This window comes from Veillonella sp. ZSJB6 (assembly GCF_051549505.1).
Taxonomy (GTDB): domain Bacteria; phylum Bacillota; class Negativicutes; order Veillonellales; family Veillonellaceae; genus Veillonella.
Genome location: NZ_JBPUGE010000002.1, coordinates 293,626 through 315,483, shown reverse-complemented (window position 1 = coordinate 315,483; position 21,858 = coordinate 293,626). Strand labels below are relative to the sequence as shown.

The 21,858-nt window shown below is 41.8% G+C and carries 15 protein-coding genes and 1 other RNA gene; 15 read left to right on the top strand and 1 reads right to left on the bottom strand.

The window, feature by feature from the left end:
- Window positions 1–35 precede the first annotated feature (35 nt).
- The 13 genes from ACSV5T_RS04130 to ACSV5T_RS04070 all read left to right on the top strand — a co-directional run bounded on the left by ACSV5T_RS04130 (window position 36) and on the right by ACSV5T_RS04070 (window position 18,502).
- Window positions 36–971 (top strand): DUF2156 domain-containing protein, encoded by a 936-nt coding sequence (locus tag ACSV5T_RS04130; RefSeq protein WP_438320383.1) that lies wholly within the window; start codon window positions 36–38, stop codon window positions 969–971.
- Between the two features lie 195 nt (window positions 972–1,166).
- Window positions 1,167–2,360, top strand: coding sequence for a GNAT family N-acetyltransferase (locus ACSV5T_RS04125; RefSeq protein WP_438320340.1), 1,194 nt, complete (start codon window positions 1,167–1,169; stop codon window positions 2,358–2,360).
- A gap of 1 nt (window position 2,361) precedes the next feature.
- The gene (locus ACSV5T_RS04120) at window positions 2,362–3,231 is read left to right on the top strand and encodes an RluA family pseudouridine synthase (RefSeq protein WP_438320339.1); all 870 of its coding nucleotides are present in this window, start codon (window positions 2,362–2,364) and stop codon (window positions 3,229–3,231) included.
- A gap of 297 nt (window positions 3,232–3,528) precedes the next feature.
- Window positions 3,529–8,112 carry a glutamate synthase large subunit gene (gene gltB / locus ACSV5T_RS04115; protein ID WP_303939343.1) on the top strand — a complete coding sequence of 1,528 codons (4,584 nt, stop codon included), beginning with the start codon at window positions 3,529–3,531 and terminating at the stop codon, window positions 8,110–8,112.
- Window positions 8,113–8,225: 113 nt separating this feature from the next.
- Window positions 8,226–8,325, top strand: an RNA gene (ffs, locus tag ACSV5T_RS04110) — signal recognition particle sRNA small type.
- A gap of 254 nt (window positions 8,326–8,579) precedes the next feature.
- Window positions 8,580–11,375 (top strand): DNA polymerase III subunit gamma/tau, encoded by a 2,796-nt coding sequence (gene dnaX, locus ACSV5T_RS04105; RefSeq protein WP_438320338.1) that lies wholly within the window; start codon window positions 8,580–8,582, stop codon window positions 11,373–11,375.
- Between the two features lie 146 nt (window positions 11,376–11,521).
- Complete coding sequence (locus tag ACSV5T_RS04100; RefSeq protein ID WP_005385221.1) at window positions 11,522–11,851, top strand: YbaB/EbfC family nucleoid-associated protein; 330 nt, start codon at window positions 11,522–11,524, stop codon at window positions 11,849–11,851.
- Complete coding sequence (gene recR / locus ACSV5T_RS04095; protein ID WP_004694915.1) at window positions 11,852–12,448, top strand: recombination mediator RecR; 597 nt, start codon at window positions 11,852–11,854, stop codon at window positions 12,446–12,448. It begins immediately after the preceding gene.
- Window position 12,449: 1 nt separating this feature from the next.
- The gene (locus tag ACSV5T_RS04090) at window positions 12,450–12,704 is read left to right on the top strand and encodes a hypothetical protein (RefSeq protein ID WP_005385224.1); all 255 of its coding nucleotides are present in this window, start codon (window positions 12,450–12,452) and stop codon (window positions 12,702–12,704) included.
- 9 nt (window positions 12,705–12,713) lie between these two features.
- Window positions 12,714–15,302 carry a 3'-5' exonuclease gene (locus ACSV5T_RS04085; RefSeq protein WP_295868090.1) on the top strand — a complete coding sequence of 863 codons (2,589 nt, stop codon included), beginning with the start codon at window positions 12,714–12,716 and terminating at the stop codon, window positions 15,300–15,302.
- Window positions 15,302–16,306, top strand: a complete 1,005-nt coding sequence (locus tag ACSV5T_RS04080; protein WP_438320337.1) for an RluA family pseudouridine synthase — start codon at window positions 15,302–15,304, stop codon at window positions 16,304–16,306. Before ACSV5T_RS04085 ends, ACSV5T_RS04080 begins: the two co-directional genes overlap by 1 nt.
- Window positions 16,307–16,544: 238 nt before the next feature.
- Window positions 16,545–17,669 carry a cation diffusion facilitator family transporter gene (locus ACSV5T_RS04075; protein ID WP_105089817.1) on the top strand — a complete coding sequence of 375 codons (1,125 nt, stop codon included), beginning with the start codon at window positions 16,545–16,547 and terminating at the stop codon, window positions 17,667–17,669.
- 260 nt (window positions 17,670–17,929) lie between these two features.
- A complete protein-coding gene (locus tag ACSV5T_RS04070; RefSeq protein WP_438320336.1) occupies window positions 17,930–18,502 on the top strand; it encodes an immunity protein YezG family protein in 573 nt (190 codons plus the stop codon).
- A gap of 32 nt (window positions 18,503–18,534) precedes the next feature.
- Here the strand turns inward: ACSV5T_RS04070 and ACSV5T_RS04065 are convergent, their stop codons facing one another.
- Window positions 18,535–19,977: an amino acid permease gene (locus tag ACSV5T_RS04065; RefSeq protein ID WP_005385234.1), complete on the bottom strand. Its 1,443-nt coding sequence runs from the start codon at window positions 19,975–19,977 to the stop codon at window positions 18,535–18,537.
- A 286-nt stretch (window positions 19,978–20,263) separates the two neighbouring features.
- Here ACSV5T_RS04065 and ACSV5T_RS04060 point away from each other — a divergent pair, with 286 nt between their 5' ends.
- Window positions 20,264–20,776, top strand: a complete 513-nt coding sequence (locus ACSV5T_RS04060; RefSeq protein ID WP_438320335.1) for a pyridoxamine 5'-phosphate oxidase family protein — start codon at window positions 20,264–20,266, stop codon at window positions 20,774–20,776.
- 240 nt (window positions 20,777–21,016) lie between these two features.
- On the top strand, window positions 21,017–21,763 hold the full coding sequence (locus tag ACSV5T_RS04055; RefSeq protein WP_438320334.1) for a hypothetical protein: 747 nt from the start codon (window positions 21,017–21,019) through the stop codon (window positions 21,761–21,763).
- Window positions 21,764–21,858 lie beyond the last annotated feature (95 nt).

The window sequence follows — 21,858 nt, the reverse complement described above, 5'->3', positions numbered from 1 at the left end:
CTAGGTACTCATGGTTAATACCTCGACCGAGGAATCTGATAGGAGGGATTATTATTTTAGAATTTAAACGTTTTGAACTAAGAGACAAACCATTAATCGATAAATATTTTGAACAACATCATTATGAAGCATCTGACAACTGTTTCACTACATTGTTCATGTGGCAAGATCCGTACGGTATCCGCTGGGCTGAGGAAAACGGCGTATTGTACATCCAAGGTGGCGGTAAACGTGAACCATTCCTATTGCCTCCGTTTGCTGGTAAAGATGCAAAGTTCCTTGATGGTTTGTTACGCGCTAAAGAATGGTTCGTAGAAAATAATTTGCCATTCCGTTTCAAAGGTGTTAGCAAAGTTGTAAAAGAGCGTATGGAAGAGTTATGTCCTGGTCGTTATGAATTTACACCTGACCGCGACAACTACGAATACATTTACAAATCTGAAGATCTTATCAACTTATCTGGTAAGAAGTTCCGTCAAAAGAAAAACCATTTGAACCAATTCCGTATGCAATATTCTAACTATGAATATATGCCAATTACAGAAGATATCATTCCATTGTGCCGCGAAACAGCAGCATCTTGGGTAGAAACTCATCATGAAGAAGGTATCGAAGATGAATTGGTTGCTATTAACTTATTATTCGATAATTGGGAAACACTAGGCCTTAAAGGTGGCGCCATCAAATTGTTTGGCCGCGTTGAAGCTTTCAGTATTGGTGAATTATTGAATGATAAAATGGCGTTGATTCACATTGAAAAAGCAAATCCAGATATCCGTGGTTTGTATCAAGCAATCAATAATGAATTCATTCGTCATGAATTTAGCGAAGTAGAATTCATCAACCGTGAAGAAGACATGGGCTTGCCTGGTCTTCGCCAAGCAAAAGAATCTTACAATCCAGATCACTTTGCTGAAAAATATGACGCAGTATATGCTAATGAAGCAGATAATGCGACAGGCGGTAAATAAAAATCTGAGCTATGAGGCCGATGTGCTTCATAGCTCATTTTTGTTATAATAGAAGTGTTAGCCTATCTATTTGACTGTACATTATATATCATCATGGCGATGCGATGCGATGCGATGCGATGCGATGCGATGCGATGCGATGCGATGCGATGTAAGCGATAGAGAGCGTTTTTTATACTAAACGAGGATATACTTATGGAATATAGAATTGCAACAGCCCAAGACACGCCACATGTGGAAAATCTATGGGCATACTGCTTTGAACCAAAGGAAGATCCATTCTTCCAATATTACTTTACAAATTGCTATGAACCAGAAAATACAATGGTTGGTCTTGAACAAGATCAATTATTGAGTACCGTTCATTTGCGTCAATATAATATCAATGTTCGTGGTGCTGTATTGTCTACAAGCTATATGGTTGGCGTAGCCACACATCCAGCAGCTCGTCGTGGTGGCGTAGGTGGTGCGTTGTTAAAGGCTTCTCTTGAAGAACTTCGCAACCGAGGTCAAGCATTGACGATTTTGATGCCTTCCAAGGCTGCATTCTACCAACAATATGGGTGGGAACTCTATGCACATCAATGGGTGAACACTATGTCTCTTGAAGACTTGCGCCCTATGACTGATAAATCCTTGAGCTTTGGTTTACTTAATAGCGTTGACCAATGGACATTGCTTGATCCTGTATATAAAACATATACAGCCCGTCTTTCTGGTTATGCAGAGCGGGGTGAAAAGGAATGGAAACGCTTGCTCGGCAGCTTCTTTGCAGAAGGCGTGAATATCGCTGTAGTGCGCAATGATGAAGGAAGTATCGAAGGCTATGCAGTGTATCGCTTAGGTCAACCAGAAATTCCTGTATCCGAATTAGTTTATACTACACGTCGTGCACAACGAGCATTGTTGAACTACTTCTATAATCACCGCTCTCAAGGCACTACTATTCGTTGGAATGAGGGCCTTCACGATACATACTATCGCTTCTATCCAGATGGTAAAAGCGGACATTCTACCATGCCGTACATGATGAGCCGTATTGTGGATGTGAAAGCTGCCTTTGAGTCGATTCCTGTGAACCCAGAGGCTTTGATGATGCCTATTACAATGATCTTTGGTGTGAAAGATAGTCTTTGTGAGTGGAATGAAGGTCGCTATGAAGTTCAATATGGCGGCGCATTGACACCAACTGTTAAAAAGGTGTCTGACACATTGGATGGGGACGTAGATATTACTGTTGAAGTCGGTGCTTTGAGCCAACTCTTAATGGGCACATTAACCGCTCGTGATCTTGCGTTTGAAGGTAAACTTTCAGCTAATGAGGAATGGTTAGAATTCTTCGATATTCTCTATCCTGAACAAAAAACATATATTAACGAATGGTGGTAATATGAGCTGGAAAACGTATACAGTGAAAGAACCAACAGAATTGACGGTCTCTAAATATGTAAAGGAACGCTTTTCATTATCCTCTCGAGATATTCAAATGATGTTCCGCAAGAAACGGGTGAAAGTAAATAGCCGTGTAGCCCATTCCCAGCGCTCTCTCAAAAAGGGTGATGTATTAACTTTGGAATTACCACAGGATAAGGACTATGGCGTCGATGTAGAAAAAGGTCCTATTACAGTTCTCTACGAAGATGCTCATACCTTGGTGGTTGATAAAGCTCCATTCATGCTTGTTCATCCAGCGGGACAAACTAAATCTGGTACATTGAGTAACTATGTGGCTGGGTATTATGCGAAAAAAGGTGTAGTTCACAAGGTGCGCCCTGTACATCGTCTTGACCGAGACACATCTGGTTGTATTCTCTTTGGTAAAACAAAGGAAGCTCAACAATATTACACTGATGAATTACAAGCTGGTCGTATCGACCGTATCTACACAGGCTTAGTAGAAGGCTGTATTAACGAAGATGGCGTAGTTGATGAACCTATTGGTGTTGATCCAGTATTTGAGAATCGCCGTGTCATCGATGAATTTGGTCAACCGGCTCAAACGGAATATACCGTTCTTGGTCATGACGGCGAATATACGTTATTGAAGTTCAAATTATTAACCGGCAGAACACATCAAATCCGCGTGCACATGGAACACATTGGTCATCCTATTGTGGGAGATGCCATGTATGGGACACGCAATAAACCCTATACACGTCAATGCTTACATGCGTCAGAACTCACCTTTGTACCCTATGGTAAGGACGAGGCTATGACGGTAACCTGTGAAGTAGGGGACGACTTTGGTCGTGAGAAGTAGTGATTGTGCATTTGTGTATACAAAAAACAATAGTGATAAAAATGCATAGTCTATGACTTAAAGTCATAGACTATGTTTTTTTTATATTTTCAATTCACAGTGGACAGGAGTATACTATGTATAGACAAAAATTCTATAGAATTTAAAACTTAGATGAGGTTATGGACGGTCACAGCCGATAATATCACTACAGAATGGATTCTTTAGAGGTAGTTTATAGTTTATACTTTCACCAAGCCCGAACGGAACGATGCCGCTGCGCTTGGGATGATCAAGTGATATGAAGGAGTGCACGTTATGGATATGAATCAGAGCACAATCGAGCAACAACGTCTAGATCAAGCTAGACTAGAAGCTAATGGTATGTACAGCAGCCAATTTGAAAAGGATGCGTGCGGCATGGGCTTTGTCGTTAATATTAAGGGTAAAAAATCCCACGATATTATCGATGATGGTTTGCGTATTTTAGAGCGTCTTGAGCACCGCGGTGGTGCAGGTGCCGATAAGGACACAGGGGATGGTGCCGGTATTTTAGTACAAATTCCACATGAGTTCTTTAAACGCGAATGCGAAGTGCTTGGTATTAACTTGCCTGCAGCTGGTGAGTACGGCGTAGGTATGGTGTTTGCCCATAAATATGAAAGCCTCCGTAACGAGCAAAAACGCATTTTCGAAGAGGTTGTACGCGAAGAGGGTCAAGTTGTTCTAGGTTGGCGCGAAGTGCCAGTTGATGGTACAAAGGTTGGTCAAGAAGCAGCTGCAATTCGCCCTTGGATGATTCAAATCCTCATCGGTAAAGGCCCAGATGTAACGAATAATAGAGAATTTGAACGTAAATTATATATTATTCGTAAATTAGCAGAAAAACGCATTGTTCCATTGAGCAAGGAATTATCTAGTGATTTCTATATTGCATCCTTGTCCTCTAAAACAATCGTATATAAAGGTATGTTAACACCTGGTCAATTGCGTGACTTCTACCTTGATTTGAGCGACCTTGACTTTACATCTGCATTGGCTATGGTTCACTCTCGTTTCAGTACGAATACATTCCCAAGCTGGGCTCGGGCGCATCCTAACCGTTTCTTAGTGCATAATGGTGAAATCAACACAATCCGTGGTAACGTAAACTGGATTAATGCTCGTGAAGGTAAAGCGGAATCTCCATTATTCCCAGATATTAAAAAAGTATTCCCTGTAGTAGATGATAGCGGTTCTGACTCCGCTATGTTCGATAACACATTGGAATTCTTGCACATGACAGGTCGTTCCTTGCCTCATGCGATTATGATGATGATTCCTGAACCTTGGGAACGCAATAATCTCATGAGCCAAGAAAAACATGACTTCTATGAGTTCAATAGCTTCATGATGGAACCATGGGATGGTCCTGCCGCTATGGGCTTCACTGATGGTACTGTTATCGGTGGCGTACTTGACCGTAATGGTTTGCGTCCTGCTCGTTACTATGTAACAACTGATGATCGCGTTATCATGGCGTCCGAAGTGGGTGTAGTAAACGAAAACGCTGAAAATATTCGCGCTAAAGGTCGTTTGGAACCAGGTAAAATGCTTCTCATCGATACAGAGGAACAACGCATTATTTCCGACGAAGAAATCAAACAACGCGTTGCTACTGAATTGCCATATGATGAATGGGTAAAAGAGCACGTTATCCACTTGTCTGAAATTACGCAAGCTGATGAAAGCGATATTCCAAAAGTAGAAGATTTGTTCAAAAAGCAACAAGCCTTTGGTTATACTCAAGAAGATCTTGTACGTATGATCGTACCTATGGCAAAAGATGGTAAAGATCCTGTAGGTGCAATGGGTGCCGATGCTCCACTTGCTATCTTGTCCGATAAACCACAATTGTTATACAGCTACTTCAAGCAAATGTTCGCGCAAGTAACAAATCCTCCAATCGACTCCATTCGTGAGGAAATGGTTACATCTACACGCGTTATGCTTGGTAACTCTGGTAACTTAACAGATCCTAATAAAGCTGGTACCTATGCATTGTCCATGCGTACACCAATTCTTACTAACCAAGAATTGGCGTCCATTAAGGCTCTTGATTGCCGTCGCATGAAATCTGTTACATTGCCAATCCTCTTCGACCCAACTAAGGGTGCGGATGGCTTGCGTGATGCGTTGAATGAATTGTGCGAAAAAGCAGAAGAAGCAGCACGTACAGAGCAAAATGTATTGATTTTATCCGACCGTGGAGTCGATGAAAATCATGCACCAATTCCAGCGTTGTTAGCTGTAGCAGCTGTTCATAATCACTTAATTAGAAAAGTATTGCGCACAGAAATTGGTCTTATCCTCGAATCTGGTGAGCCTCGCGAAGTACATCATTTCTGTACATTGATCGGTTATGGTGTAACAGCTATCAATCCTTACTTGGCCCTTGAAACTGTACGCGATTTACAAGCTCGTAAACGCCTTGGTGATATTACACCTGAACAAGCAGAAAAGAACTACATTAAAGCAGCTGTAGGCGGCATTATGAAGGTTATGTCCAAAATGGGCATTTCCACAGTTCGTTCCTACCATGGTGCACAAATCTTCGAAGCTTTGGGCTTGAACACCAACTTTATTAATAAGTTCTTTGTAAATACACCAACTCGTATTGGCGGTATTGGTCTTGTAGGCGTTGCCAATGAAGCATTGGCTCGTTATGACCGTGCTTTCAAATCCGACGAATCTGTGCTTGAACCAGGTGGTTGGTATGGTCCTGTAAAAGATGGGGAAGAGCATTTGTTCAACCCTAAAACAATTGATCTTTTACAAGAATCCCTTATCAACGGTGATTACGCAAAATATAAAGAATACTCTAAAGCGATTCGCAACGATTATCATGTAACATTGCGTTCCTTAATGGAATTGAACTACCCAGTAGGCGGCGGTATTCCTATCGAAGAGGTTGAACCTGAAGAATCCATCGTAAAACGCTTTAAAGCGGGTGCTATGAGTTATGGTGCCATCAGTAAAGAGGCTCATGAAACGATTGCTATCGCTATGAACCGTCTTGGTTCCACATCTAACTCTGGTGAAGGTGGCGAAGATGTAGCTCGCTTCAAACCATTGCCAAATGGCGACAGCATGAACTCCGAAGTAAAACAGATCGCCTCTGGTCGTTTCGGTGTAACTGCGAACTACCTCATCCACGCAAAAGAATTGCAAATTAAATGTGCTCAAGGTGCTAAACCAGGCGAAGGTGGTCAATTACCAGGTAAAAAAGTATATCCTGAAATCGGGAAAGCTCGTCACTCCACTCCAGGCGTTGAGCTCGTATCTCCGCCACCACATCATGATATTTACTCCATCGAAGACTTGGCTGAGTTGATTTACGATTTGAAATGCGTTAACAAAGATGCTCGTATTTCCGTTAAATTAACATCTGAAGCTGGCGTTGGTACTATCGCTGCTGGTGTGGCAAAAGCAAAAGCAGACAATATCTTAATCTCTGGTTACGATGGTGGTACAGGTGCGGCAGGCCGTACATCTGTAAAACACGCTGGTGTGCCTTGGGAATTAGGCTTGTCTGAAACACATCAAACATTGATGCTCAACAGATTGCGTGACCGCGTTAAATTGGAAGTAGACTCCAAATTGATGACTGGTTTTGACGTAGCCGTTGCGGCTATGCTTGGCGCTGAGTTATTCGGCTTCGGTACATTACCACTCGTTGCTGTAGGCTGTAAAATGGCTCGTGTATGTAACCTCAACACATGCCCTTATGGCGTAGCGACACAAGATGAAAAATTGCGTGCTCGTTTCACAGGTAAACCTGAGTATGTAGAAAACTTGATGATTTTCATCGCTCGTGAATTGCGTGAAATCATGGCTCGCTTAGGAATTCGCTCCGTAGCTGAACTTGTAGGCCGTATCGACCTTGTTCGTCAAAAATCTCAAGACGATAACTTCAAATTGTCTCGCGTTGACCTTAAACGCGTATTATTCCACCCATACATCGATGCATCTGTAGGTCATATGCACATGATTGACCAAGATCATGAATTGGAACGCACCTTGGATATGTCCAAGCTCTTGCGTATGTGCCGTCCTGCTATTGAGGACCAAAAACCAATTCGCGCTAAATTGGCTATCAACAACATTAACCGTGTTGTAGGTACCTTGGTTGGTTCTGAGGTGACACGTCGTTATGGTGAAAGCGGCTTGCCAGATAACACAATCAAGTTGAACTTTGAAGGCTCTGCAGGCCAATCCTTCGGTGCTTTCATTCCTAAAGGTATGACATTAGAACTTGAAGGTGATGCGAACGATTACCTCGGTAAAGGCTTGTCCGGTGGTACAATCACTGTATATCCACCTAAGAAATCTATCTTCGAAGCGGACGAAAACATCCTTATCGGTAACGTTGCCTTCTATGGTGCTACATCTGGTACAGCCTACATTAATGGTGTTGCTGGTGAACGTTTCGCTGTTCGTAACAGTGGTATAACTGCTGTTGTAGAAGGCTTAGGCGACCATGGTTGTGAATACATGACTGGTGGCGAAGTTCTTGTACTCGGTAAAATCGGACGTAACTTTGCAGCAGGCATGTCCGGTGGCTATGCATACATCCTTGATTGCGATGAACGCTATGTAAATACAGGCCTCGTAGAATTACGTCCTGCTAATAATGATGACCTTAAACGCATTAAAGAATTAGTAGAACAACATGTATTGCACACTAATTCCGCTAAAGGCCGTCACATCCTTGAAAACTGGAATAACTTTGTAAACAGATTTACAAAAGTTGTACCTGTAGCATACGAAGAAATGCACGCTGCTATTGAACGCTATAAAGAACAAGGTTTATCCTTGGAAGAAGCACAATTAGCTGCATTCAAAGAAAAATATGCAAAATAATTTCTAATCTAACTGAATATCCTTTAGATAAGACATATGAAATGCCTCTATAGCTTTGACTATAGAGGCATTTTCATGTATAATATTTGTATTGCAATATTGGATCATGGCAGTTCTCGGGCCTGTGCAATGGGGGCCTGTGAATCGTGTCAGGACTGAGAGGTAGCAGCACTAAGCGGTAACCTTCATGTGCCACGGGGAACCCGGGGGCTGTCGTGATCGAATATTGCAAGGCGGCCTATGGGGCCGCTTTTTTTATGCCTAATATAGAATGCATGATATTTGATTCTGGACTATACGATGTTTTATTGTGAATCATATGATGAAATTTTGACTAGGCAATATCAGCATTATTTATAAGTAAATATATTACTTTCGCATTGGAGAAAGAACTTTATTAAGGAAGTCAGAATTTCATGAATATGGTATAATAAAGTATTGTAATTTTCGGAAAAGGGGGTGTTCCAATGGCATATATTGCGTTATATCGTAAGTACCGTCCGCAGACGTTTACCGATGTGGTTGGTCAGCATCAGGTGTCTGATACGTTGATGCGTGCTATCCGTGAGGATAAGGTAGCTCATGCGTATTTGTTTGCCGGCCCGCGAGGGACTGGTAAGACGAGTATGGCCAAGATTTTCGCGCGCGCTATCAACTGCGAGCATGGGCCAACGGATCATCCTTGTAACGAGTGTAGTGCTTGTAAATCGATTTTGAGCGGTCAGTCCATGGACGTTCTTGAAATCGATGCTGCCTCTAATCGTGGTATCGATGAGGTCCGCGCCCTTCGTGAAAGCGTCAAATTCATGCCTGTTGAGGGGCGTAAAAAGGTGTTCATCATCGACGAAGCCCACATGCTCACAACTGAGGCGTGGAACGCGCTTTTAAAAACTATCGAAGAGCCACCGGCTCACGTTATGTTTATCTTTGCTACTACAGAAATTGAGAAATTGCCTGTTACTATTGTGTCTCGTTGTCAGCGCTATACCTTCAGACGAATTACGTCTGATGATATCGCCCAGCGTTTATCCTATGTAGCGGAAAAGGAAGGCTTTGGCCTAGATACGGCAGCAGCACAGCTCATCGCGGTCCATGCAGACGGCGGTTTGCGCGATGCCTTGAGTATCTTAGACCAATGTGCAGGAATGGCGACTGGTTCTATTACGCCGCAAGTAGTAGAAGAACTCATCGGTCTTGTTAGCAAAGAATGGATTATTCACTTCCTAGATGCGTTGCGCAACGGGGATGGTCCTAAATTGTTGTCCTATATCCACGATGCCTTAGCAGAAGGTCGTGATGCGACGCAGATTATGGAAGCCCTCATTCAGCACGTGCGGGCCTTACTAGTTGGTAAGGTCGCACCTGATGCGGACGAGCTCAAGGTATATGATGCCTTTAAGGATGAGTTTTTAGCTCAAGCTGAAAGCATCGATTTTAATGAGCTTAATCAATATGTGCGCAGTGCTCAATCCATCATGAATGATGCAAAACAGGTGGATAATCCACGAACCATCATCGAAATGGGCTTACTCGTTTTATGTGCTAAATTAGGTTCTGTTGATGAAAGCCTAGAAGACCGTGTGTATGCATTAGAGTCTTCAGAACGATCTGAACGAAACGATTTATTGAACCGCATGGCTCAATTAGAACAACGAGGCCCAGCTGTGGCAACTACACCTGCTTATGGTGCTAATTCCTTTGGACCACCAAGTGGTTATGCCAATAGCTTTGTTCCTGTAGATAATGCTGCTGTACAGCATGCTTCCATGAGTGGTACCCAAAATAGTACTGTTGGTACTGTGCCGCCTCCAAGTGGAGTGGGGATGACACCACCGCCTACTAATGTAGGAATGACACCTCCGCCTACTAATGTAGGCATAACGCCTCCACCGCTGGGAGCTCCTGGTAGCACACCTCCTCCTATGAATGGAGTGGGCATGGCTCCGCCTCCAATGGGTGGTGTTGGTATGGCGCCACCACCAAATACGGGAGGTGGACCACAACGACCTACGAGAAAACAAGCTACAGGACGTGGGAAAAAAGGTATTAGCACACAGGCTATCATTAGTGATCAAATCTTGTCTGCTCAAGAGTATCGCAATGTACAGTCTAATGTCATTAAATACTTGAAGGACAGCAATCGCAATATGACCTCTACCGTAATTGGCCAAGGTCAACTTGTATACGTAGACCAAAGTAAGGCTGTTATGGCCTTTAAAAATACATTGCACCTCAATGTAATGACCAACGAAGTAAACTTGGCAGAAGCGGCAGATGCTTTCACCTATACGCTAGGCTATCCAGTACATGTAGAAATCGTTGATGCCCTTACACAAGTTTACAAAGACTATAAAAAGGCCTCTGGCAGTACGACGCAGCACCAAGTAAAAGCGCCGCAACGTCCACCAGAACCAATGGTTGATGTGCAGAAGACCTCTGGAGGTCAACCAACGCAAATGGATTTAACAAATCCATCAGCACCACAAGGCACTAATAATGCTTCAGTGGGAAATAGCTCAGCAGGAGCTAATAGAGCTCAAGCTAGTAGCGCGTCACAAGCTCAACAACCTACCGCACAGGTTGGAGGTCCTACATCTGAAGAGACGGCTAGTAAGCCTGACTCCGCAGCGGTAGATGCGGCAAAAGCTGCAGCGTTAGCATTCTTGGCGAAGAAGACGGGCGGTGCTGCTGTAAGTGCCACAACTGGTGCTGATACGAGTGAGGTCGGAGCAGAAACCTTACCATCTGATGGAGATGTGCCGATTACATCCTTTGATGGCAGTCCATCTACTCAGGTGCCTGATGGGGAGATTCCTATCGAGTCACTAGCAGGTTCCGTTGAAGGCGATGATATTCCAGTTCATTCCTTTGACGATGTACCTGTAGACGATATGGAGGAAGCTTACGTATCATCTTTGGATGATATGCCACCACATCCATTAGATAGTGTCACTGTTATTAGCGATGATGGGGAAGTCTTAGAACGCCCTATGGATAGCGGTGCACATATTGAGGTGGAAGCTGTCCCAAAGTCTAATGGGGGCGAACAGCAACAGGGAACCCCTTATCAAAGTGATGAACATGCAATGCTTTCACAAGCACCTATTGAGGTCGCACCTATCGATAGTGTGACGGTGGCTCGTGAATATGCATGGGACCCAGAGCATATGACGGAAGAGGAGCGAAACAATCCTCTCTTGGCAGAAACATTAGAAAAACTATCTGAAGATCACGACATCATCGTCGAGGTCATCGAAGAATAAACGTTTATAAATCTATATCATTGAGTCATATCCTTTGGCCGAAAGGCATTTGGATGACAATACAAGTTATGGATCTATGTGGCATACTTTCATAGTGTTAAACATAGAATAGTAGTAAGGACGCAGGTCCTAAAGGAGGAATTACAATGTTTGGTAAAGGTATGGGCAATATGGCTGGCATGATGAAAAAAGTTCAAAAAATGCAAGCAGATATGAAGAAAATGCAAGAAGAATTAAAAACTCGTACAGTAGAGGCTTCCGTTGGTGGCGGTGCTGTAACAGTTGTGATGAACGGCGAAAAAATCATCGAGTCTTTGAAATTGAACCCATCTGCAGTGGATCCTGAAGATGTAGAAATGTTAGAAGACTTAGTGATGGCTGCTGTAAACGAAGCTAGCAAAAAAGTAGACGATCTCTTGGCTCAAGAAATGGGCAAAGTAACTGGTGGTCTTAACTTGCCAACAGGTTTATTCTAAATGACAAATGCTTTAGAACGGCTCGTAGAGCAGTTGCGCCGCTTGCCAGGTATCGGCTCCAAGTCGGCTAGACGCTTGGCCTATCATTTGGTAGAAATGCCGAAGGAAGAGGTAGACCGTCTCGTGGAAACCATCGTAGAAGCGAAGGGGGCTACGCGTCACTGTTCTATTTGCTTTAACTTATCAGCTCAAGACCCTTGTGAATTCTGTAGCAATCCGAACCGCGATCAAACGACGATTATGGTCGTTGAAACATCTCGCGATGTCATTGCTATCGAGCGCAGTGGTGACTATAAGGGCTTATATCACGTATTGGAAGGTGCCTTGTCCCCTATGGAGGGCATCGGTGCTGACGATATTCGCGTAAAAGAATTGATTGCCCGCCTTCGGGATGGTGTCGTACAAGAGGTTATCCTCGCTACTGACCCAGATGTAGAAGGGGAGGCGACAGCTCTCTATTTGGCGCGTTTATTAAGTCCAAGTGGCATTAAGGTAACGCGCATTGCCCGCGGTGTTCCTGTAGGTGGCGATATCGAATATGCCGATGAATTAACATTAGGCGGTGCTGTAGTGAACCGCCAAGAAATGAAAGGATAATATGGGAGCTTTATTAGCATCACCGATTATTTCGGCGGTTGTATCCGTTGCTGTAGCCTACATTGCTTTCAAAGTAGCATTTTTCACCATTAAACGAGTGGCTATGAATGCAGTAACTGGTATTTTGACGTATTTAGTATGCGTTCATATCCTCAATATTCCTATGGATATTGGTTTGGGCGTATGGGCTTTAACAGCAATTCTAGGCCCTATTCCAATGCTCATTGCAGCCGGATGGTACGGCTTTTTAAAATAGGAGGACCTCATGCTTATCAATCGTGAACAACAACGCGTTATTGATGAAGTTGAACAGAATATCCTCTTGTTAGCGTCCGCTGGGACGGGAAAAACGAATACACTTGCTTATCGAGTGGCTCACCTCATCGAGGGCGGCTATGCGAAAGCGGAGAATATCTTGTGCATGACCTTTACGAATAAGGCGGCAAATGAGATGAAAGACCGCATTCAATCGCTCGTAGGCAGTCCTGCAAAGGCTGTGGAGGTTAGTACATTCCACAGCTTTTGCTTTTTCGTGCTCCAACAAGAGGGGAAGCGCAATGAAACCTTATATACGGATGTAACTATCTTTGATGAAGAGGATTGTAAGGAATTGTCTGAACCGTATCGTCCAGGTAAGTTGCGAGAAATGTCCTTTGCCAACATCATCGGCATGGTAAAAGAATATCGCTCTCTATATGGGTTCTATTCTGATAATCTCGTAGGCGATTATAAACGAACTATTGATCGTTTGCAAAAGGAACAGCGTCCTGCTATTGAGCAACAGTTTTCTAGTTTTGGTAATGTTCTTTATAGTGAACTTCATGATTTCTTGAACCATGGTCACGAATGGATTGCTGCCTATGATGAAAGCTTAGCCTCTGTACATGGTCTAGATTTCACAGATCTCATTTGCGGTGTTCATCGCCTGTTCCAAGATCCTGTAGTTCGGGAGCGTTGGCGTAGCCGTTATAGTTATATCTCTGTAGATGAAATGCAAGATACAGGCATTCTAGAGTACAAGGTACTTGAAATGCTTTGGGAAGGTAATCACGTCCTATTATGTGGGGACTATTTCCAAACAATATACGAATGGCGTGGGTCCGATCCATTCCGTTTACTCAAGCAATTTGATGCGGACTTTAAGCCTTTAAAAATCATTTTCTATGAAAATTACCGCTCTAACTGGACGCTCTTTACGATGGCTTTCAAAACATTGCAGAATATGTTCCCTGATCTGGTAGGTTCTATCTATACTGAATTGCCTCGCGCCAATAGTGAAAGAAAGGGTAAGCCTGTTCTCATAAAAGGCTGTAAAAATAGCTATCTTGAGGGCAGATATATCTATGAAGCTATCTGCGCCTTGCCAAAGGATGCCAATATTGGCGTTTTAGTGCGGGACAATAAAAAGGCCCAACGGCTGAGTGATTCCTTTGAACGCCTTAATAATGAAAGGCCTGAAGACGAACGTCGTCACTTTATGATTATTGACGAGTTTAAATTCTTTAGACGTCAAGAAATCAAAGACGTTATGGCTTACTTTAAACTGCTTATGAACCCGAATGACTCCGTCAGCGCTAAGCGCATTATTAAACGCTATGTTGCGGGTATTGGTGACGCTCGTATCGCCGCTATTGAAAGCCCTGAGACGCGTCAAGTAGGCTTAAAATTGACGGACTTTATGGATATGCCTATTTTTGAAGCAGAGCCTTATGCCAAGCTCGTTAGTGGCTTAGAGAATCATGAGGTTGTAGTATACGATGTGGAAAGTACGGGCACTGATACATCTCAAGACCGCATTATTCAAATTGCAGCTATTCGCATCGACGAAAATGGACAAGTGTTAGAAACCTTTGAACGTTTTATCAATCCAGGCGTACCTGTGGGACAATCCGAAGAGGTACACGGCTTCTCCGATGCGTATTTACAAGAACACGGCGAAGAACCAGCTATAGTGCTACAAGCCTTTAAGGAGTTCTCCAAGGATGCCATCATCGTAGGCCACAATGTAAACTACGATGTGACCATTTTTACTAATGAATTGGCACGCCATAATTTAGGTAATCCAGAATTTAAGGCTATCTACGATACACTCGATATTTATCGTCGTTTCTATCCTAATTTGCCAAATCATAAATTGGGCTTCCTAGCTTCTGAGTTTCCTATCCATCATGAGCCTACGCACAATGCGATGGACGATATCTTGGCCACTGCACAGCTTTTAATCTATGCTGTAAAAGAAAATATTGTGCCTACAACGACTGGTCGTATGGTGGCAATCAATAAGTATAAGGCTGCTTTCACCAATATTGCATCCCAAATGGCAACGTTACGTAGAAAGGCCTATACGGAATTGCCAACGAAGTTATTGGCGTACATAATGAACCAAATGGGGGTTCTAGAATACTATAAATCTCATGGGGAAGCAGCAAAGGTAGAGCATATACGGGATCTATATCGCATCATGGAAAAACTAGATGCAGCCTATGAAGGGCCGGCTGGTTTAGCTCGATTAAATCAAATCTTGCAGATGGCGGCCCTTACCGCAGGTGAGCCCGCTCAACAGGTACGAAATGAAGATCGCATTCCTATCATTACCATCCACCAAGCAAAGGGGAGCGAGTTTGACCATGTATTCCTAGCAGGACTCAACGAAGGTACCTTCCCAAGCCCGTTTGCCATTGCAGAAGGGCGTGAAGACGAAGAAAAGCGCTTGTTCTATGTGGCCATAACGCGCCCTAAGCAAGAGCTGACTATTACCTTTGAACAAACCAATATACGTGGCCGAGCGGTTCAACCAAGCTCGCTACTAAACTATATGCCACGAGACAATGAGCTCGTAGAAAGGAGATACTAATGGCGAGAAAAACACATCGTCCTGACGATATTTTGTGGACTGTCAATGCCGCAGATATAGAGGCTGCACGTAGTGAAAAAACTGAGGTTACACTTGGTGCAGTACTAGATACTCGATATCCTCGTAAGTCCTTAGTTAAGCTATTTGAGGAAAAACTAATCCACATCAACGGCCATAAGGCGACGCCAAAGGATATTATCTCCGAAGGTGATGAGATTTGGATTGCTATGGCGAAGGAAAAAATCGATTACGAACCAATTGAAATGGATCTACATATCTTATATGAAGATGATGATCTCCTCATTGTGGATAAGCCAGCTGGTGTGACAGTAAACTCTAAAGACCAAGTATCCCTTGCTAATGGGGTAGCATACTACTTCAAAGAGAATGGTATTAAGCGGAAGGTTCGTTTCTTGAACCGCTTAGATAGAGATACAACGGGGTGTATCGTAATTGCTAAAAGCGGTTTAGCCCAAAGTCTTTATCAACAGCAAATGGATGATAATACCTTTGAGAAGTGGTACATGGCTGCTGTAGAGGGTATTGTAGAGGTGGATGCTGATTCTTTAGTATTACCTATGGATCGCAGTACTGATGGTATTCATTATGAAGTCAATCCAAAGGGAAAAGAAACGCGCACAGATTATTCCGTCCTATGTAGACATCCTTCACAACCTGTGGATAACTCTGTGCATAAGTTGGTAAATTCTGTGGATATAGCTCAAGAAAATGTGGATATAGAATTACAAAATGTGGATAAACATGGTGCAAATGTGGACAAATCTGTGCATAACTCCCAAAAATGTGGATATACAGAGGTTTTAGTTCGTTTGTACACAGGGAAAACACATCAAATTCGTGTGGCTTTTAGTCATATCGGTCACCCTCTTGTAGGGGATACATTATACGGTGCACAACCAACGGGGCAGCCGTTCCAATTGCGGGCTCAGAAGGTAGTATTTACACATATGCGCACAGGGGAGCGCATTACGGTTACCGCGTAATTTGATCTGATTACATTATTGTTAACAATAGATTTGTACTATAAATTGTGAAGTCACAATACATCAAATATTCTAATTGAGAATTGAGAATTATTGATAATTCAGTAATTACAATGATTTTATAAAAACTTTTCAAAAAATATGATGACAAATGATAATCAATAAGCTATAATAAGAACATAAATAAATCGATAGGCTTCGATTTATAGCTTAGTTAAATGAATGTAAGAGGTGTAGTATGATTTTGCAAGAAAATAGTGCAGCACGTAATCGGGGGATTACGCTTGCCAGTATAAAAGGTATTATTGGTAATGTCGTTCTCGTTATCTTTAAAATGATTGTAGGTCTTGCGTCTAACTCCATCGCCATCATCCTTGATGCGGTGAACAACTTAACGGACGTATTGTCCTCTGTATTGACCATTGTTGGTACAAAATTAGCAGCCAAAGGTGCCGATAAAGAGCATCCATTTGGTCATGGTCGCATAGAATATATGACCACCATGGCGATTGCCTTCATCATCCTTGGTGCAGGTATTGGCTCTCTTAAGGAATCGATTGATAAAATTCTTCACCCTGAGGTATCTACCTTTGATATTCCAAGCCTCGTTATCATCGCCGTTGCTATTGTGGTGAAAGTTGTGATGGGCCGCTATATCAAGGCTCAAGGTGAAAAATATAAATCTGATGCGCTTGTAGCGTCTGGTATCGATGCGTTATTTGATGCGGTGATTACTTTTGCCACATTGGTATCTGCAGGCTTAGTATTCTTCTTTAACTTTGACATTCAAGGCTATGTAGGCGCAGCAATCTCTGTTTTGATTTTGAAAGCTGCTTATGACATTTTAAAAGAAATGTATAATCACTTGCTTGGTGTTCGTGCAGATGATAACTTAATCCGCGATATTAAAGAAACTATCGCACAACATCCAAATGTAGGTGGTGTATATGACTTGGTTTTGAATAGCTATGGTCCAGGAGAAACAATTGGTTCCGTCCATGTTTCCGTACCAGATACGATGACTATGGCTGATATCCATCCATTAACAAAAGGTATTGCTGTTCATCTTTATAAAAAATTTGGCATTAATATGACCGTTGGCGTGTATGCTGAAAACCAACCAAGTGTGGAAGTGCTTGAAATTAGACAAGCTCTTGACCAAGTTGTAAGCTTATATACACATGTTGTACAAGTACATGCCTTTTACGTACACGAAGAGAAGAAAGTTATCTACTATGATATAATCTTTGACTTTGACGAAGAAGATCCACATGGTACATTAGAAAAAATTAAAGCAGAAATGCAAAAACGCTGCCCTGACTATGTACAATTTGCTATTGTAGATACAGACTTTAGTAACTAATAGAATATAAATAAAGGCTTCAACCAATCATCGACGAAAATATTTCGCTAAGAAATGGTTGAAGCCTTTTCTTTTACTAGTTGATAGATTTAGCTATACTATAAGTAAGAGAGAGGGTGATTCTATGTTACGGTGGAATCAGGTAATTAAGAATACAAGTTCTACAAAGTTAGACTAACTTGAAATTTATGCACTAAGTGCATATAATATATTGTGTAAAATATAATTTGTTTAGGGAATCCTATATGAGGAGAGATAGAATGAAGAAATTTGCTCTTACAACACTAGCTGTAATGGCGGCCGTTGGTGTGTTGGCGGTTCAGCCTGCAGATGCGAAGAAGGTACAACAAGATTCTGCGGTGGCACCTATTGAAATGCCTATGAATGATGAAATTCAACAGGCTAATGGTGTATCCAAGTCTACCAATAAAGAGACACAACGTTTATCCAATAAGTTAGCTGATGCTACGAGAGTGATGATTAAGAAGAATTGGAAGACCATCTATATTAAAGCCGTGCCTACAGGAGATAAAGCGGCTGTACGTTTCTATTACACAGATAAAAATGGTCAAGTATATAATGGCCAAGTCATTAGAAATACAGGTCTATCAAAAGGCAAATATATGACTGGTTCTTTACGACAAGTTGAATCGTTACAAGAATTGGTAAACCATTTACAACAGAATGGCCAAGAGGTACCATCCTCTATCGATCTCATTATTACTCAAGGTGGATACCGTACTAAGACGATCTTCAACTATGGTGAAGACACAAGAAATCTACCAGCCTATCAACAACAATATGAACAACAAAACTTCCCTACCATGAAGTAACAAAAAGCCCGTGCATAGCACGGGCATTTTTGTTAGATTATGTAATCATCAGAATCATCTTTTTTAGGTTTTTTGTAAATTTCTTTTACCCCAGCCATTTCGATAAGTTCTTCGCTAAGAGCATCTTCATCGTCCGTATTAAGCATGGAGTAGAAGGCCCAGAGGATAACGAACCAAATAGGTGTAAACAAGAGGGCAATTCGAGTGTCTTCGTTTAAGGCGAGAATACCTAGAATGAAGACAAAGAAGGCAAGGATGATGTAGTTCATCACAGGGAATAGAGGCATTTTAAATTTAGATTGTGCCGCTAATTCAGGGTTTTTCTTGCGGTATTTGAGGTGGCAAATTACCATCATAGCCCAAATAAAGATGAAGCAGAATGTAGAGATAGATGTAATCATAACGAAAACTGCTTCTGGCATTACATAGTTGAGTACAACCGTAATCAATAGTACAGCAGCAGAGAAGATTGTTGCTTGATATGGTACGCTGCTGTGTGTTAGGCGACGCATAGAGCTTGGTGCATGACCGCGTTTAGCAAGGGCATAAATCATACGGCCTGTACTAAAGATACCAGAGTTTGTAGCAGAGGCAGCAGATGTAAGAACTACAAAGTTTACGATGCCTGCAGCGGCTGCAATGCCAACTGCGGTAAATACGGCCACGAATGGGCTAGCAGATGGGTTAACGGCTGTCCAAGGGTAAATACTCATGATGATGGCCAAAGAGCCCACATAGAACAAAATAATGCGTAATGGGATGTTGTTAATCGCCATAGGAATAACCTTTTCCGGATCTTCTGTTTCACCAGCTGTCAAACCTACGAGCTCGATACCTGTGAAAGCGAACACAACCATTTGGAATGATAAGATAAAGCCCATCGTTCCGTTCGGGAACCAGCCCCCATAATTCCACATATTACTAAAGGCGGCAACGCCAGCATCTGTAGTAAAGCCTGTGACAATCATGATAATACCGATGATGATGAGGGAAATAATGGCGATTACCTTGATTAAGGCAAACCAGAACTCCATTTCACCGAAGTATTTTACAGCTGTTAGGTTCATTAATAGCAATGCGACCAAGACGACAAGGGCCGGTATCCATTGAGGCAGCCACGGTATCCAGAACTGCATATAGAGGCCTACGGCTGTTAAATCGGCCATGGCTAGTGAAAGCCAACAGAACCAGTATGTCCATCCTGTGATAAAGGCTGCTCGATCACCTAAATACTCTTCTACGAAATCAATAAATGAGTGGTGATTCAAGTTAGACAATAACAATTCGCCTAATGCTCTCATGATAAAGAAGCATATAATACCTGTAATTAGGTAAGCAAAAATGATGGATGGACCTGCCAAGTGAATGGCTCGGCCGGAGCCTAAGAATAAGCCTGTACCGATAGCACCGCCAATGGCGAGTAACTGTACGTGCCGGTTCTTAAGACCCCGTTTTAACTGATGCGTATCAGACATAGTAAAGACCTCTTTTCTACAAACCATCTACAAATATAAAAAGCCATGGATGACCATAGCTTTTATAATCTATAGAATCTATAAAACTATTTTCTTATCATACAGTATCTATTGTAAAAAGTCAAATGTATTTATACAGTAGACAAAACAGTAGAAACAGTATTATTAATATACAAATAAAAGAGAATTTATTCATATTTTGAAATAATACTATGCCTAAAAAGTTTTTTAGAATTTGCTATAATGATATAAAGATTATCTTTTACGTATAACCGTGGAGGCTATTATGAGACGACAAGATCGTAAGGTTACAGATATAGATGAAATTAAGGGCATTTTAAATAGTACTCGTATCATTCACCTAGGTATGATGGATGGTGATTACCCTTACGTAGTACCCCTACATTTTGGATACGAATTTATAGATGAGGTGCTTTATATCTATGTACATGGGCATCATGTAGGAAAGAAGTTTGACTTGATTAAAGAAAATCCTCATGTATTTATCGAAATTGATGGCAGTGATGAGGCCCTTGTTTCAGGTGGAGATATTCCTTGCAAATATAGTTCAGTTTATTCCAGTGTGATGGGACGAGGAGAGGCTGCTTTGTTAAAGACTACTGATGAAAAATCTCATGGATTACAAGTGTTATTGAAACATCAGACGAGTCGAGAATTTGCTTTTACGGAAGCCATGGTAAGCTCTGTGGAAGTAGTCCAAATAAAAGTGGTAGACTATACTGCAAAACGACGAAGACAACTTGAACAAGATATTATTATGCCTCCATTAACTAAATAATGATACAACATCCTATTGAGTTCTTTTAAGATATAGCGCTCAGTAGGATGTTTTATTATGTGTCGAACTAGTAAGCATTAAGGCTGTTATTAGTTAATAACTAGACTTTCACAGTAGAAAAAATAAAAGTTTTATGAAGTAGCTAGGGCAACAGAATCGGAGTTATGTTTTTGATATAAATAAGAAAATATATCATTATATGTGTGAAGTATATTATAAATTTTTATACGAGGAGAGAGTATGAGCAAAACAATATATAAGTCCATTTTAGCTGTTATAGCAATGGGGCTATTATCTGTAAGCTACGTATCAGCAGATACTGTTGATCAGTCTGTATCTACGAATCATTCTGGGGCCCTATCTAATTCTAAAAATGTTACACCAAACATGGCTAATGCTTCTGTAATTATTCAACTACCAAGAACGCAATTAGTAGGTTGGCCTTTGATGACTCAAGACAGTGCTCGTAACTTTAAGGGCGTAGTAGAGGCTACTCAGAAATTACCGTATGAGGCTGAGGTACCTAGTTATATACCTTATGGATATCAGCTGTATACAGCGCGTCACGATCGAAATAATGTACTAGAGGTTGTATATTACAAAAGAAATGCACCTATCTATCAGGATGGGAGAAAATTCATTACTAATGCTATGGCCTATCGAATGGGATACTCATTGGATACCGTAAGAGATACAGCGTATATTCCTGCAGAGTATAAGGACTATGAATGGTCTGAACAAGGTGAATCTGGCAAGGTGTATTACACAGGTAATCCAGGAAAACAATTGATTCGTAGCATTACGTGGACGGAAGGTGGAATGGCATATTCCTTATTCTTCTTAGAACCTGTGAAAGCAGCTGATGCAGAATTCTATAAGGAACATATCGTGCCTGTTAAAACTATAGATAGCTCACGTTATGAACTATTAGGAAACTATCCGATTACGAAGACTTTTACTAAAACAAAAGAACGAATAATTCCTTAGGAGATAAACGGGATGTAATACAAGCCGTATGTAATACACACCGTATCTAGAACAATATATTGTGTAATAGCGGTGAAATATGTAATCGCTTAACG

Excerpts from the sequence above, each read along its gene's own strand:
- gltB (WP_303939343.1), top strand. The coding sequence starts at position 3,529 with ATGGATATGAATCAGAGCACAATCGAGCAACAACGTCTAGATCAAGCT.
- ACSV5T_RS04085 (WP_295868090.1), top strand. The coding sequence starts at position 12,714 with ATGCTTATCAATCGTGAACAACAACGCGTTATTGATGAAGTTGAACAG.
- recR (WP_004694915.1), top strand. The coding sequence starts at position 11,852 with ATGACAAATGCTTTAGAACGGCTCGTAGAGCAGTTGCGCCGCTTGCCA.
- ACSV5T_RS04125 (WP_438320340.1), top strand. The coding sequence starts at position 1,167 with ATGGAATATAGAATTGCAACAGCCCAAGACACGCCACATGTGGAAAAT.
- ACSV5T_RS04080 (WP_438320337.1), top strand. The coding sequence starts at position 15,302 with ATGGCGAGAAAAACACATCGTCCTGACGATATTTTGTGGACTGTCAAT.
- ACSV5T_RS04070 (WP_438320336.1), top strand. The coding sequence starts at position 17,930 with ATGAAGAAATTTGCTCTTACAACACTAGCTGTAATGGCGGCCGTTGGT.
- ACSV5T_RS04060 (WP_438320335.1), top strand. The coding sequence starts at position 20,264 with ATGAGACGACAAGATCGTAAGGTTACAGATATAGATGAAATTAAGGGC.
- ACSV5T_RS04090 (WP_005385224.1), top strand. The coding sequence starts at position 12,450 with ATGGGAGCTTTATTAGCATCACCGATTATTTCGGCGGTTGTATCCGTT.
- dnaX (WP_438320338.1), top strand. The coding sequence starts at position 8,580 with ATGGCATATATTGCGTTATATCGTAAGTACCGTCCGCAGACGTTTACC.
- ACSV5T_RS04055 (WP_438320334.1), top strand. The coding sequence starts at position 21,017 with ATGAGCAAAACAATATATAAGTCCATTTTAGCTGTTATAGCAATGGGG.
- ACSV5T_RS04120 (WP_438320339.1), top strand. The coding sequence starts at position 2,362 with ATGAGCTGGAAAACGTATACAGTGAAAGAACCAACAGAATTGACGGTC.
- ACSV5T_RS04065 (WP_005385234.1), bottom strand. The coding sequence starts at position 19,977 with ATGTCTGATACGCATCAGTTAAAACGGGGTCTTAAGAACCGGCACGTA.
- ACSV5T_RS04075 (WP_105089817.1), top strand. The coding sequence starts at position 16,545 with ATGATTTTGCAAGAAAATAGTGCAGCACGTAATCGGGGGATTACGCTT.
- ACSV5T_RS04100 (WP_005385221.1), top strand. The coding sequence starts at position 11,522 with ATGTTTGGTAAAGGTATGGGCAATATGGCTGGCATGATGAAAAAAGTT.